This is a genomic window from Bacillus sp. L_1B0_5 (genome assembly GCF_000836715.1).
GTDB lineage: Bacteria > Bacillota > Bacilli > Bacillales > Bacillaceae_G > Bacillus_A > Bacillus_A thuringiensis_S.
In genome coordinates this window covers 1-13,154 of record NZ_JXIS01000159.1, presented here as the reverse complement: position 1 = coordinate 13,154, position 13,154 = coordinate 1, and the positions used below count along the sequence as shown (strand labels likewise).

Here is a 13,154-nt window from a genome sequence, read left to right as displayed (position 1 = left end):
ATTTTAGTTTTGCAACACCCTCTAAATTATTTTATAATTTAGTTTTGTGAAGCCTGATAGGATTTTATTTTTTGGAAAATAGCAGATGCAATGAATTCTTCAATGGTAGTGTTGGTTTCCTCTACTATTTTACTTATTGCGTGATATTCTTTGCTAGAAAGTGTAACTGGTTTTGTCACGCTACTACTATCTAAATATATACTATTATTTACACGCTTTATTAATTTTCCTTCTATTATATATGGTGTTAAGTGTTCAATCCATTCCATTTGCATACCCATAGGTAAGTCAATAAGAGATTGGCGTATATCGAAATACCAAAAACCCTCCTCTTCTGAAACCTTTAAATTTCTTGGTGATACGTACTGAAGGATTAAGTCAATCAATTGGAAAGAGTTGCTGCGTAATTGATCGGACTTAGGTAAACGGAATTTAACAAACCTTTGATGATGACTACGTGGTTTATCAGGTAGATTGTATGCTGGTACGAATCCCGATTTAATAGCTTCATTTAAGGTGAACTCACTTCCAAATTCATCAATCAACATAATATCACCACGCTTAGGAATAGAGATTACCCTTGCTATCTTATTACTTTGAATATATTTATGGAAAAGGACTGTATTATACTTTTGTGAGTATGTATATAGCGTGTTAGCTTGATCAAATTGTTTTATAACTTGAAGTAACTCTTCTTCTCTAATAAATTTAGTTTCACGGTTACGATGTTCCCGTATAGTAGCGGCTAATTCCCCATCCCCTAACCATTTTTCTAATTGATATGTGCTTATACCATATTTTTTACTAGCTTGGTAAAGAGTAATACCTTCCGTTTCTCTTCCTTTTTTAATTGTTTCCACATCTTCTCTTTTGAAAAGGAAACTTCCATCTAAACGCCATGTATCCTTGTTGATTGGTACTAATTCTTCCTGTTTGATTAAATTATTAACAACGAAATTACTAACTTCTAAATATTCCCTCACTTCGTTTGTATTCATAATCATTTGCTGATTCTCATTCATATTTCCTCTCCTTTTGCATTTCATTTATATTTATTTTATAAAATATTCAAGCCAAATTTTAATTTTTAAAAATATATAACTTTAATTCATTATAACATATTTAAAGTTTAATCTTTTTATATAATTTTATAAAAACAATTTTTATTTACTAATTAAATTGCTTTTTATATTTATTTAAAAATAATAACAAAATGGTTATATAAGTTAGATTTATATAACCATAGAAAATAGAACATTTTCTATACTTATTCCTTACTTTCATTTTTATAAAATTTAATCTTATTTTGTAAATAACTTTGAATAAAATTCAGTTATAATATTAGATATAAAAGGAATTAATATGGAGATGAGTAACAGTGAATTTTGAATTAAATACAATTCATAATGAAACTTATTTAGAAAACATAGAAAAACAAAAACAAAATTTTGCAAACATAATTGCGTTATGGAATCAAGATTATATAAATGAAGCTGAATTTAAAAAGGACAATAATGAAAGAGAAGATTTTTATACATACGAGGGATTTTCTGATGAAGAGATTTTGTACTACTATTTAAATCGACAAACCCACTTTGATCAAGAAAAAGGTATTAAAGATGAATCTAGGACTTTATATGCGCGTGATTTAAGCCAGTTTTACTTCTTTATTAAACAAAGTACAGAGTTTCTGCAGCAAGATGTAAAAGATTTTAAAGATGGCCAAATTTGGAGGAATCTTAGAAAACGCCATATCCGTAACTATCAAAAATGGCTCTCCCAAGAGGCAATCTCCTATCAATCGAAAGAAAAATACAAGACATCTACAGTTAGTCGGAAACTAGGAGTGGTTCGCTCTTACTTAAAATGGTTATATGAAATTCAATATATCCATGAACCTCTTCATGTGGAGATTCTTAGTACTACAGTAAACGAGCAACATAAACCAAAACGCGAATTATCCTATGAAGAAGTAAAGCAGCTGTTAAACTACTACAAGAATAATGAAATTAACTATGGATTATTGTCGGTCCTTGCTACTACTGGATTACGTGTGGCAGAGGTGGCCCATGCAAAGTGGGAAGATCTTGAGTATGATGCCATACGAGGACGATACTATTTAACGGTAAATACAAAGGGTGATAATGAACGAATTGTTTCTATTAATAAGGAAATCTTTAATCGCATTGTTGCATTTCGAATCCGAAGAAGGTTACCTGTAGATATTGGGAATCCAAATGGACAGACTATATTTCAAACCAAGAACCATACTGCTTATAGAGAGAATTATTTGTCACAATATATTTCTAAAATTATTAAGGATACCAAGCTACCCTTTACAAAAAATATGAGAATTACTCCCCACTTCTTTAGGCATTTTTATGTACAATACTTATACGATTACAAGGGACTAGCACCGCATATCATAGCAGCCGCAGTTGGTCATAAAAATGACCGAACGACGAAAGAAAATTATTTAAAGCAACGATTAACCAAAGATAATGATGCAGGGAATTTAATTGGTGAAAACGAGTTTTAATATATAATAAATGCATAATTAATTTAAAATATAAAATTGAGAACGGCTATCTTTTTTATCCTTTTTATGTTAAGTCTTTAAAATATGAAACCTCATAGACTTCTATTTTTATAGAATTAGAACAGTGACGTCCTAATTTTTTTAATAACAGAAAAACATATCCATTGAATCTGCATACTTAGTATGCGAACTCAATGGATATGTTTTTTATGTACTACTATTTTGTTCACTTCATAATATTATTTTTTATGTAGTTTTTACTATTAGTTATGTAGCACCTTAGCTTTAATCCATAAAGATACGGTGTTTTATGGTCTACTACAACCCATTTTCACAATTAAAATACTCTCAAATTTACGTACGTTTCTTTGTTAAGCTCAAACAAAGGTAAAATATTTTATCCCTATTTCCCTTTCAAATAAAAAACAATAAATTATCTATTGCTATTCTAAAAAGACTGTAAACTAACTAGATATAAATCAGATTTTTCAACGTTCTAAAAATACCAATTAGATTAAAATGTTTTTTCTGTAAATAAATTCAAAACAGGTAGATTATTGTTAGATAAATATTTTAAACACGCACTTCCTCCAGTAGATACAAATGAGCAATTTTGAATTAAGTTAAGCTGATCTAATAAACCAACTGTATGTCCTCCACCAATAACACTAAATGCTTTGCAAGATGCAATCTTTTGAGCAATATGAACTGACCCTTTAGAAGCGATAGTATCTTCTATTTTCCCTAGAGGCCCACTCCAAAATATCGTTTTTGCCGAAGTAATGATTTTTTCATATGTTAATATTGTTTTCGGACCTATATCCATTATTATATCTCCTGGTATTATAGAATCTATATTTATATAGTAGCCATTACTTCCACGTAGCACATAAACATCTTCAGGGATTATAACTTTTTTGTTGCTAGTATAACTTTCATTAAGGATTCTTTTTGCTTGTTCTAATAGAGTACTTGAAAAGGAGTGACTGATAGGATAATTGAGTACTTGTAAGAAAATGGTAGCTATTATGCCTCCTGTTAAAATAACGTCACTTTCATTTAATAATCCTTCCATAGCATTTAATTTCTCAACAATCTTCTCCCCACCTATAATAGTTACTAAAGGCTTATCCGACTTCAGTTTTATTCGATTTAGGGTTTCAATCTCAGCTTTCGCGGTATGGCCAATTTCACTTTCTAACAATGTTGCTAACCCATAGGTAGATGAATGCTTACGATGAAAAGCACTAAAAGCGTCATTAATATATATATCCCCTAGTTGTGCTAATTCTCTCGAAAAGCTATTAGTGTTTTCTAGTTCATCTTTAAATCTCCGTATATTCTCTAGATACACTACATCGCCATCATTCATCATTTCAATTTCTTCTTTTAAACGCCAATCATTAATATTATAGGATAAAAATTTAATTTCTTTATTAATATATTCTTCCAACCTACGGGAAATATCTCTCATACTAAGAGGAGAAGTTTCTCCTTTTTTAGGTGTTCCAAGATGGGAAATTATAATTGTTTTGGCACCTTGATTAATTAAGGATTTTAATGCGGGAACAGAACTTCTTATACGAAAGTCACTAGTTATTCTTTTCTTATCATCAATAGGTACGTTATGATCAACTCTAACGATCACTTTTTTACCTGAATATCTATTTTTAGTCACAAAATCATCCTAGTCATTTTTATAATACTCTTTCCTTAACAGAAATTATTTTTACATAAATATTTGTTCTTTTTTCACCGAAACATCAGATTTTTCCGGATGAATTAAGTCATTAATCTTACTCATAGACCATAAGCTTTCTGAAGGGATACTAGCAACACTTAGCTTTTCATTAATTAACGTGTTTAGAACTTGGCTTTGTGCTTGTACACTTGCTCTAATCAATTGATTAGCATAGACCACAACGTCAAATCCTTGATTCCAAAAGAAATCGGATGTATATTCTGGATAAGCGGTAGGCACACAAATCAATGGTATATCTTTTTCCTCCCAAGCTCTTGCTACATTTAGTAAAGGTTCAATAGCTCCTTTACTTTGTATTAATAATGCGTCAGCTCCTGCTGCTGAATAAGACTTTAATCGAGTGAGGGCTTCTTCTACACTATCACTTAAAACCAAGGCCTCCGTACGTGCAACTATACTGAAATTCTTTCCACTTTTATCCCTGATATCTTTGGCAACCATAATTTTTTTACAGAAATTATCAATAGTATCTAGCGCTTGATTATCATTTGAAGAAAATGAATTTCTCTTTGGGAATACTTTGTCTTCAATACATACACCAGCTATATTAGTAGTATGTATAAGTTCATTGACTACATACCCAAAAATGGACTCATCTCCATATCCACAGTCACAATCTATATATACAGGTATATTAGTATCCTTAACTATTAAACCAATTTGTCTTGCTGCAGCTATCATCTCTGAACTACTTAAAATTGATATATCAGGGTAACCTTTTATGGCAGCAGAAACACAAAAACTAGATACCCAAATTCCATCTATATTATAATTTGTAGCAAGCAGGGCACTAAGAGGGTCTGCAACTCCAATCCATACTGATTGAGGCTTTATCTTATTATTAGAAACCATTTCAATTCACTCTCCTAAATTTAAAAGGTCCAGAGTTTCTAAGACCCAAATACCTAACTTTTTTAAAATATCTTCTCTCTGGGCACCAACATGTTGAGTCACAATAAAATTTAAATGAGAATATAAGGATAGCTCAGAGTTAATTATGTCAACATGTTTTTGATCTATAGCATCTATAGAAACCCCTCTTAATATTCCTTTATTAAGTGCACTCATTACTTGTGAGAAATGAAATAAATCAAATCTAGCAACATTAATTAAATAAGGAGTTTTTGAGGAAACCTTATTAATAAATTCAGAATTAATCATTCCATATGTACTTTCTCTTAATGGCAAGCAAAAAATATGAACATCAGATTCTCTACACGCTACATCCAATGAGCGTTGTGGCAGTATATCACTCACAGAATCATGTGAAATGAAATACAAATTAGTACACAATTTCCTAAAAAAATTATAACAACCTATACCTATAGGGCCAGCTCCCCAAATACATATATTTAGATCTAAAATATTTTCTCCAACAATTTTTGTTTTATTCCATAATCCTTCTCTGGAAAATTCTTGGGATAAAGAAATCTTTCTTGTTAGATTTATTAAATGTCCTAAAGCTAATTCACCTACAGCATTGGCTGAAATAAATGGATTTTTAATAATTTCAATCTTCCGTCTCTCAACTTCGTTTAAATCTATATTATCAAGTCCACTTCCAGCCCTGATAATATGCGTTAGATTTTCGAATTGTTCCAATACTTGTTTAGATAAATAAACATTTGATCTTAGTACTATTGCTTTAATACTCTTACAGATATTATGATCCATTAAAATATCTACTAAAGAATCAGTAAATATAATATGCTTTTTTGTCTTTAAAATTTTATTTGTACAATCATCAAACTTACAAAGGATTAATACATTACTACTCATAATAATTCACTTTCCTTACCACTTATCAACTAAAGCATCGCTTCGTGTTAGTTCTTCATTTAAAGCTATTTTTAGCTTTTTCCCTATCCTAGGAAGTAGAAAAACCTTATCTATATCATCAATTTTTACCCAGCGTACTCCAGTCTGATTTTCATCTGGTGGATTAGGAATTTTCGGATGACTTCCTGGTAAAGCTTTACACAAAAATTGAAACTGAACTTTTTGTTGATCACCAAATTCTCCATTCCATTTATCAGGAACATATTCAACGACAAACATCATTTTTACAACTTCTACTTTTAAACAAGTTTCTTTATATACTTTACGTAAAACTGCTTCCCTTAATGATTCTCCATTTTTTACTTTTCCGCCTGGTAAGTTATAATGTAGTCCTACGTGATCTACATACTCTACTAATAATACAGAATCATCTTTAACTACAGCAGCTTTTACGCTAACACTAATATTTTGCTTAATATTGATTACCTCCCGAATCTTAAAGAAAAGGAATTACTGTAGTTTCCTCAAGATTGTGATACTTACTTAGGTCTTCTAGTTCCCTTATATTAAAAGAAAATGGTGAATTCCATCTTATATTACCGTATTCTCTTAATTTTTTACTTAATTCTGTAGTATTTGTGGATACAATTTGATTTGGCTTAAATAAAACTTCTTTGGCCCCTGTTTCAGGTAGAGCCTTAATAAAATGTACTGAAAGCCCATTCTCAAATACTAACAATCCTCGAAGGTTTTCCTGAAAAGTCTTTACCCAATTGGGAGATACTGAATTCATAATTTCAATAGACTTATCAGCCCTATCAATTGTATTTTGACAATTCCATGTACAAGGAAAATGATGTATTAGACTATATCCGAAATATTGTGATAAATAATTAGTTTTCCAATTAGCATTAAACATATCGCTAGAATTTAAAGTGTTCTTTGTTGTGATAATAGCATAGTCGTCAAAATACTTTTTCTCAACTACTTCCCTATTCACTAGATACTTTTCCGTACAACATTCAGGTATTTTTAATAAATTCCCCATTAGCTTTGCATCAAATTCTTCTTTCACCTCTGCACTTTTTGCTAATTGTACTTCTTCTTTATTACGACTTATGTAATAAAATTTACAACCATTTATATCAAACGTTTTTTCACCTTGGTTAGACCAATTTCCTTTACCCTCTTCACAAATAAACTCTTGAACATAAAAATCAGAGCAATCGATAAAAAGATTATATTTGTGACACCAATCAACTAAATATTGTGCTTGATTCCTATATAAATTTATCCTTGATAACTTATACCCTAAGGTGGCTTCACATATTTCTCTACATTGTAGTTGAGTGAAACCAGAAAGCATTAAAAGTCCAATATCCCTTAGATCGATTTTCATTATATTTCACAACTTCCCTTGCGATAGTCTATAATTTTCTAAAGTATGCCATGGATAAATCACCATTTCCCACTAGAACAGAAAATTCTTCTAATTTATCATCCATAAAATTATCACAAGCTTTTTTTACACCAGGGAGACCTGGCCAAGCGTTAGGATTATTTTGTAAATCACAGTAGTCATCAACTACCACTATAGCATTTTTAGTCAATCTAGGATAAATGGCTTCTAAGCTATCATGAATTGAGTCGTAAAAGTCACTATCTAGATATGCAAAAGAAATCTTATCTGGTATCTGTTTAAGTGTCTCATTAAACCAACCAGCATGGATGAAAGGAGTTTTTAAATTATATTCTTTGAAATTTTCTAATAATTTATCTTTGGAAGTCAAGCAATCTCCTTCATTTAAGTATTCATCATGAATTCCTCTTTTAGGTAAACCTTGAAAAGAATCATATACATGTAACTCTTTTGAAGACTCATAATAATCCATTAGCATTTGGAGAAAAACACTAGTTTTCCCTTCATTACAACCTAGCTCAAGAACATCTCCTTCAACTTCAAATACTAAAGTTTGTCCTAAAAGGTGATACATATTTACTAATCTATCTATAGTTGTCATGTTAGCGTTCTCTTCTGCTAACTTATAAATTATTTTATTATGCATAAAATCTACTCCTTTTAATTAGTTACAAAGCCCACAATTTTTTTAGTCCTACCACTTTTTACTGCATGAGTACCGTGAATAACATTTGTACCATAAAAAATAGCTGTGCCTTTTTCTTGTTGACACGTCCATCTTGTTGTTGGAAGTTTTTTAAACCATTCACTTCCCCAGTTGAGTCCATTTTTCAACTTTTCTCCATTATCTTCCCAAATCTCTTTGCTTCCACAGGTTTCTACATAAAATTCTCCACCAAAGAAATCTTCATTTAATAATATATTTATACCAGTTACCTTTAGATTGTCTGGTCTAGATTCATTATGAGGATAGTCCACGTGAGGAGTAATATATTCATCTCTTCCATATTCAAAGTAAATCCAACAGTCAGGTTTCTTTACCGAAGGATAACCAACTTTAATATTATCTAAACTTCTATAAAAAGCTTTATCTAATAGATCTAAAACCTTTTTCGGTAAATCAACAATCTCAATTCTTCCATTAGGCTCATATATATCTACCACTTCTTTTACATCATAACCTGGTATAGAGTGGACAGTATTTCCATTCATACCAGCTCTATATAGACTAGCTCCATTCATCTTAAGAACAGAATCTATTTCTTGTGTTATAGTTTTTAATTCCTCATCAAGCAAAAATCCTTCTACACTATGTATACCTTGCATCTCTACCAAATTCATATTCATCACCCTAATAGTATAATATTTTAAATAAGGCAGAGTTTATACTCTGCCTCATTCTACGTAGTTCATATCACTATTTTGATTCCTTTAGTGCAGATTGAACTTTGTCCCAATCCTTAACAGATACAGCAGAAGTATGAGCTGTAGCCTTAATTTCGGCTGCGTTGATACTCAAGTTAGCTTCTTTAACTGCTTGAACGAATTCAGATAAATCGAACATTTTATTTTGCATGATTTTCACCTCCTTTAAATGAATAGAAATCAAGTGCATTTTCAAATTCTAAAAGAACGATATCTCGTAAAGTATCTTCTCTTATTAAACTTATGCATTCATAGATATCTTCTTTATGATCATATAAATTCTTTACTTCAGTTTCTAATCTAACTTTGGCATAATTACGTGCTAAATCACTTATATTTGAGTCATCAATAAGTTTTGCAAAATACCTTGATAGAACAGAAAATGCCATACAAGCATGTACTATCCCAAAGGCCGGTCTATCCTCATTTTTCCATGGTGAGAACCACATCTTTGAAGAAGACAAATCTTCTCCATACATATCTAAACATTCATTCAACCAATTATGAACAGATTCATGCAATATGGCTTCTGCCAGTCGAAAATCATGATTAGTCCAATCCGTAAAAACAGTTCCTGGAAGTAGTTTTATACTGTAACTATTTGTTGTATCCAAGAGTTGCTTTTCATTAATTAATATTAAAATGTTTAGTCCTGCTTCTAAATAATGACTATTACCTGAGGAACTTATCAGTTCTAAAGCACTTTCGATTAAAGAGTTCTTTATAGGTAAAGTAGAGCACAACGCTTCCTTATTAACTATATAAGCTTTCGATAACAGATTACTGTTTTCATCAACTACACATGTCGCTGCATCCACTACCAAAAAATCTTTTTCATTTGATTTGTCCTTGACTGATCTCTTCAAAAAATTATTACATTTCCATAAATCTAGTACATTCTGTACTTCTTCTGTATGTCCCTGTTTCAAAGATAGCTGAAGGTTATAAATTGTATGATATATAAGACTATACTTTAAAGATTGCGGAAGACTATAAGTAGATTCTAATAGTTTGTTATCTAGCTTGTTAATTAATTTAGAAACTTCATCTATCTTTCTGGCCTGTCCTTCTTTAATTTGTTTATTAATTTCAGTAATAGTATCCATATTAAGAGTGAGCATGATCTTTTACCGCCTTTCTTTCAATACTACTTCCAATGTGATCAATCATTTTAATTCTATAATCACAATACTCATCATCAAAATCAGTACCAGCATAACGAGATCTTGTTGCCAGACAACCTCCACCACAGGTTTGATAATATGAGCAAGTCTGACATTTCTTTAATAAATTATTTAAATCTTCATCTAACTTTTGGTTAGTTTGTAACATGATGATATCATTGATATCCTTTAATTCATTAATATGCGTTAGATAAGAGTTAGGCATTGAGAGTTCATCACAACTACCAATACGACCATCTGGATATAAAGTTAGGACATGAGCACACTTCATATTTGAGAAATGACAAAATGCAGTTCTTATTCCTAACTTCTTTTTTATAACGCTAAGAACGGGCTCAATCACAAAATTATTAAACAGTTTCTCTCTTTCCCATATATCAAATACTTCACATATAAAATCAGCGTATTCCATAGGAGCTGTCGCCCATCCAGGCCTTCCTTTCCCCTCCGGATTTAAGTATTCAATAAAACGTTCTGAGCTTTTATGTTTTTTTGTTTTTACGTTATAGTCAAGACAAGGAGCAAATTTCAAGGATTTAATACAAGAAAAATTCTTGAAATAAGTTAAAATTTCATTAGCTCGCGTTAGAGAATCTTTTGTAATAACAGATATTACACCTATCTTCTTATTCATTTTACTTAGTAAATTAAGAGTTTTTTCTACTTTTAAATATGTTGGATTGTTTTGATAATCCACTCTATAGCTATTTGCCGATGGATCCCCATCTAAGCTAATACCTATTTCTATATCCGGCCATTCTTGCTCAAAGAAATCTATCCAGCTTTCATCCAATAATATTCCATTTGTTTGCATACTTATTTTTACAGGTCCAGAATATTTTCTTAGTTCAACTAATATAGCCCGAATTTTCTCCTGACCAAGTAAAAGCGGCTCTCCACCATGCAATTCTATTGATAATGGCCTTCCATCCATTACTTTTATTAAAGATGCCACCACAGTATAATCTAAATACTTTGCATTTGGATACGGTTTTCTCTTTTCATAACAGTATAGGCAATTAATATTACAAGTTTCCCCTGGTAGCTTCATAATAATTGATAGGGGATCTGTCTTTAATGGTTTATTGAGCATTTATTATCTCCCATTTTCTTTTGATAATTTTTCTATTTAACACTTTCAGATAATCTATTTGTATTAAAGATCCTCTCTAAAAGCGGTTGTTTCCATTTAATTACTACTTCTCCATTGTCGTAAACCTCATTTAAGTAGGAAAGATTATCAGGTTGAAGTGAATCTAGAACATGCTGCGGTACAACATTACCAAATACAGTGTTTACAGACCATAAAGAATAGAAAATACCTTTTTCAAGTTGATAATTCTTAACTCTATATATAAATGATTCCCAATCTAACTTTTCATCCTGGTTACCATCTATTACGTTAATTAGATTATATATATCACCGAATTTAAACATTAAAAGATCCTTGTATCCTCTTACTTCACTTATATTAATAGCTTCCTTGTACAAATGAATACACAAGAACATAAGAGTATCCATGACATCCGAGGTATAAACTTCTATACTCTCAATCTTTATTTTTCTTCTTCTTGCTAAAAAATCTTCTACTATATTATCAGTCCGATTCGAAGTCATAAGATCTACAGAAAAGTGTAAATCAATTTTGTGCCATTCAATAATACTCGTATCTTCAGTTTTAATAGTTAAGGGGTAAATTTCATGCGATACCATTGGCGCTGTTATAATTTCTTTACGATTTGCTAATTCTAACTCTTTTGTACATACATTGTATTCCCCCTGTACGTAACCCATATCGCATAATAAACGCTTGGCCTTATCTACATCTTTATGGTGTACTAGTATATCTGTATCATTACTCACCCGTAACCCTAAATCTAAGTACGCCTCTGCTGCTACAGAAATTCCCTTTAAGAGTATATATTCTATCTGATTTTCTTCAAATAATTTAGTTACTTTTGAAATATAGATAAATTGTTCTTTTGATTGTGCCTTTTGTGCTTTGTAGGCTAAATATAATATTGGAGAAAAATGATTAAAAGATGGAGATCCTCCTTCTCCTATGACATGATTCCGAAGGTTGATCCATGCGCAACCCATCAATCTATGCATTTGAAGTAAGCCTAGTACTCTGGTCCAATCTAAGTCTGAGGAAATTATTTTTTTTAAATCAGCAATCTCTTTTTTATTTAATTTCTTTGATAAATAATATGTTAATAGTTCCTCATTAGTAAGGTTATTTAGACTATTGTCCATTTGTTATTCTCCAATCCACGATTTTATAATATATGTAAAATCCCAAATAAAAACTATTTCTAATTATAGGAAATTTTTCATATAAAATCAAATTAATTTTCGAACTTTTTTTAAAAAAACATTTATACACAATCCTCTGAAACTTCAACCTAGTAAATAGGTAATAGACGGAAATATTTGTACATGGTTCTAAATTTCTGTAAATACTTACTACTTTTTTAATAAACAAACCCTTTCTTTAGAGTATAAAATTCATAGTACTATTTCCCATGAATATCATTTTAAGATTTTCACAAAAACACAATGATAAAACTTTTTATTACGTAATCATTTTGTTTTCTGTAAAAACCTTTTCAGAAAACGCTTTCTTTGAAAAGGATGTTTTTGTTAATCATTAACTATTTTTTATTACTCTCTCGTTTTCTCTTAACAAAAATTTAGTTAAATAGTAATTAAATGCTAATTATTTCAAATGTCGAAAAAATTATACCACATTTTCGTAAAAATGGAACTCTTTAGTTGAATTTATTTTTTTAAAAAACTTTTAATGTCGATTTAATTTTGCATATTTATAAAAAAATATTATTATTTATTCGGAAAGGGCAGCATAATAATGACTATGCCTTCAAAAAATCCGAAATTCGAAAAGATTATAGAAGACTTCATCATTGTGAAATAAGTAATGTAATTAAATAAAACTATATAAATTGAAGCTTTATAAAGGAAAGAGTTCTTTATAAAGCTTAAAAACATCTAAGCAAAAAGATGGTGTTGCAAAACTCATAAATA

13 protein-coding genes are annotated in these 13,154 nt (G+C 30.3%); 1 reads left to right on the top strand and 12 read right to left on the bottom strand.

What is annotated here, in order from left to right; all coding sequences use genetic code 11:
* Positions 1–38: 38 nt before the first annotated feature.
* Positions 39–1,022, bottom strand: coding sequence for a hypothetical protein (locus RT27_RS30890; protein WP_043938981.1), 984 nt, complete (start codon positions 1,020–1,022; stop codon positions 39–41).
* A gap of 356 nt (positions 1,023–1,378) precedes the next feature.
* Here RT27_RS30890 and RT27_RS30885 point away from each other — a divergent pair, with 356 nt between their 5' ends.
* Positions 1,379–2,539, top strand: coding sequence for a site-specific integrase (locus RT27_RS30885; RefSeq protein ID WP_043938979.1), 1,161 nt, complete (start codon positions 1,379–1,381; stop codon positions 2,537–2,539).
* Between the two features lie 514 nt (positions 2,540–3,053).
* Here RT27_RS30885 and RT27_RS30880 read toward each other — a convergent pair.
* The 11 genes from RT27_RS30880 to RT27_RS30835 form a co-directional block, all read right to left on the bottom strand.
* Complete coding sequence (locus RT27_RS30880) at positions 3,054–4,217, bottom strand: phosphoglycerate kinase (protein ID WP_043938978.1); 1,164 nt, start codon at positions 4,215–4,217, stop codon at positions 3,054–3,056.
* Between the two features lie 51 nt (positions 4,218–4,268).
* On the bottom strand, positions 4,269–5,153 hold the full coding sequence (locus tag RT27_RS30875) for an isocitrate lyase/phosphoenolpyruvate mutase family protein (RefSeq protein ID WP_052497742.1): 885 nt from the start codon (positions 5,151–5,153) through the stop codon (positions 4,269–4,271).
* A gap of 6 nt (positions 5,154–5,159) precedes the next feature.
* Complete coding sequence (locus tag RT27_RS30870) at positions 5,160–6,080, bottom strand: NAD(P)-dependent oxidoreductase (RefSeq protein ID WP_043938976.1); 921 nt, start codon at positions 6,078–6,080, stop codon at positions 5,160–5,162.
* Between the two features lie 15 nt (positions 6,081–6,095).
* Positions 6,096–6,545 (bottom strand): NUDIX domain-containing protein, encoded by a 450-nt coding sequence (locus RT27_RS30865; protein WP_231577722.1) that lies wholly within the window; start codon positions 6,543–6,545, stop codon positions 6,096–6,098.
* 31 nt (positions 6,546–6,576) lie between these two features.
* Positions 6,577–7,479, bottom strand: coding sequence for a hypothetical protein (locus RT27_RS30860; protein ID WP_043938971.1), 903 nt, complete (start codon positions 7,477–7,479; stop codon positions 6,577–6,579).
* Positions 7,480–7,507: 28 nt separating this feature from the next.
* The gene (locus RT27_RS30855; protein ID WP_043938969.1) at positions 7,508–8,146 is read right to left on the bottom strand and encodes a TylF/MycF/NovP-related O-methyltransferase; all 639 of its coding nucleotides are present in this window, start codon (positions 8,144–8,146) and stop codon (positions 7,508–7,510) included.
* Positions 8,147–8,160: 14 nt separating this feature from the next.
* The gene (locus tag RT27_RS30850) at positions 8,161–8,841 is read right to left on the bottom strand and encodes a hypothetical protein (protein WP_043938967.1); all 681 of its coding nucleotides are present in this window, start codon (positions 8,839–8,841) and stop codon (positions 8,161–8,163) included.
* Positions 8,842–8,917: 76 nt separating this feature from the next.
* Entirely contained in the window at positions 8,918–9,076 is a 159-nt protein-coding gene (locus RT27_RS35020; RefSeq protein ID WP_156137728.1) for a hypothetical protein, read from the bottom strand.
* On the bottom strand, positions 9,066–10,046 hold the full coding sequence (locus tag RT27_RS32560; RefSeq protein WP_052497743.1) for an HEXXH motif-containing putative peptide modification protein: 981 nt from the start codon (positions 10,044–10,046) through the stop codon (positions 9,066–9,068). The genes RT27_RS35020 and RT27_RS32560 overlap by 11 nt, the downstream gene beginning before the upstream one ends.
* Positions 10,033–11,202: a radical SAM protein gene (locus RT27_RS30840; protein WP_052497744.1), complete on the bottom strand. Its 1,170-nt coding sequence runs from the start codon at positions 11,200–11,202 to the stop codon at positions 10,033–10,035. The genes RT27_RS32560 and RT27_RS30840 overlap by 14 nt, the downstream gene beginning before the upstream one ends.
* Before the next feature lie 32 nt (positions 11,203–11,234).
* Complete coding sequence (locus RT27_RS30835) at positions 11,235–12,365, bottom strand: nucleotidyltransferase family protein (protein ID WP_043938965.1); 1,131 nt, start codon at positions 12,363–12,365, stop codon at positions 11,235–11,237.
* Between the last annotated feature and the right edge of the window lie 789 nt (positions 12,366–13,154).

Coding starts and splice junctions, on each gene's coding strand:
- RT27_RS30890 (WP_043938981.1), bottom strand. CDS start 1,022: ATGAATGAGAATCAGCAAATGATTATGAATACAAACGAAGTGAGGGAA.
- RT27_RS30875 (WP_052497742.1), bottom strand. CDS start 5,153: ATGGTTTCTAATAATAAGATAAAGCCTCAATCAGTATGGATTGGAGTT.
- RT27_RS30870 (WP_043938976.1), bottom strand. CDS start 6,080: ATGAGTAGTAATGTATTAATCCTTTGTAAGTTTGATGATTGTACAAAT.
- RT27_RS30860 (WP_043938971.1), bottom strand. CDS start 7,479: ATGAAAATCGATCTAAGGGATATTGGACTTTTAATGCTTTCTGGTTTC.
- RT27_RS30855 (WP_043938969.1), bottom strand. CDS start 8,146: ATGCATAATAAAATAATTTATAAGTTAGCAGAAGAGAACGCTAACATG.
- RT27_RS30850 (WP_043938967.1), bottom strand. CDS start 8,841: ATGAATTTGGTAGAGATGCAAGGTATACATAGTGTAGAAGGATTTTTG.
- RT27_RS35020 (WP_156137728.1), bottom strand. CDS start 9,076: ATGCAAAATAAAATGTTCGATTTATCTGAATTCGTTCAAGCAGTTAAA.
- RT27_RS32560 (WP_052497743.1), bottom strand. CDS start 10,046: ATGCTCACTCTTAATATGGATACTATTACTGAAATTAATAAACAAATT.
- RT27_RS30840 (WP_052497744.1), bottom strand. CDS start 11,202: ATGCTCAATAAACCATTAAAGACAGATCCCCTATCAATTATTATGAAG.
- RT27_RS30835 (WP_043938965.1), bottom strand. CDS start 12,365: ATGGACAATAGTCTAAATAACCTTACTAATGAGGAACTATTAACATAT.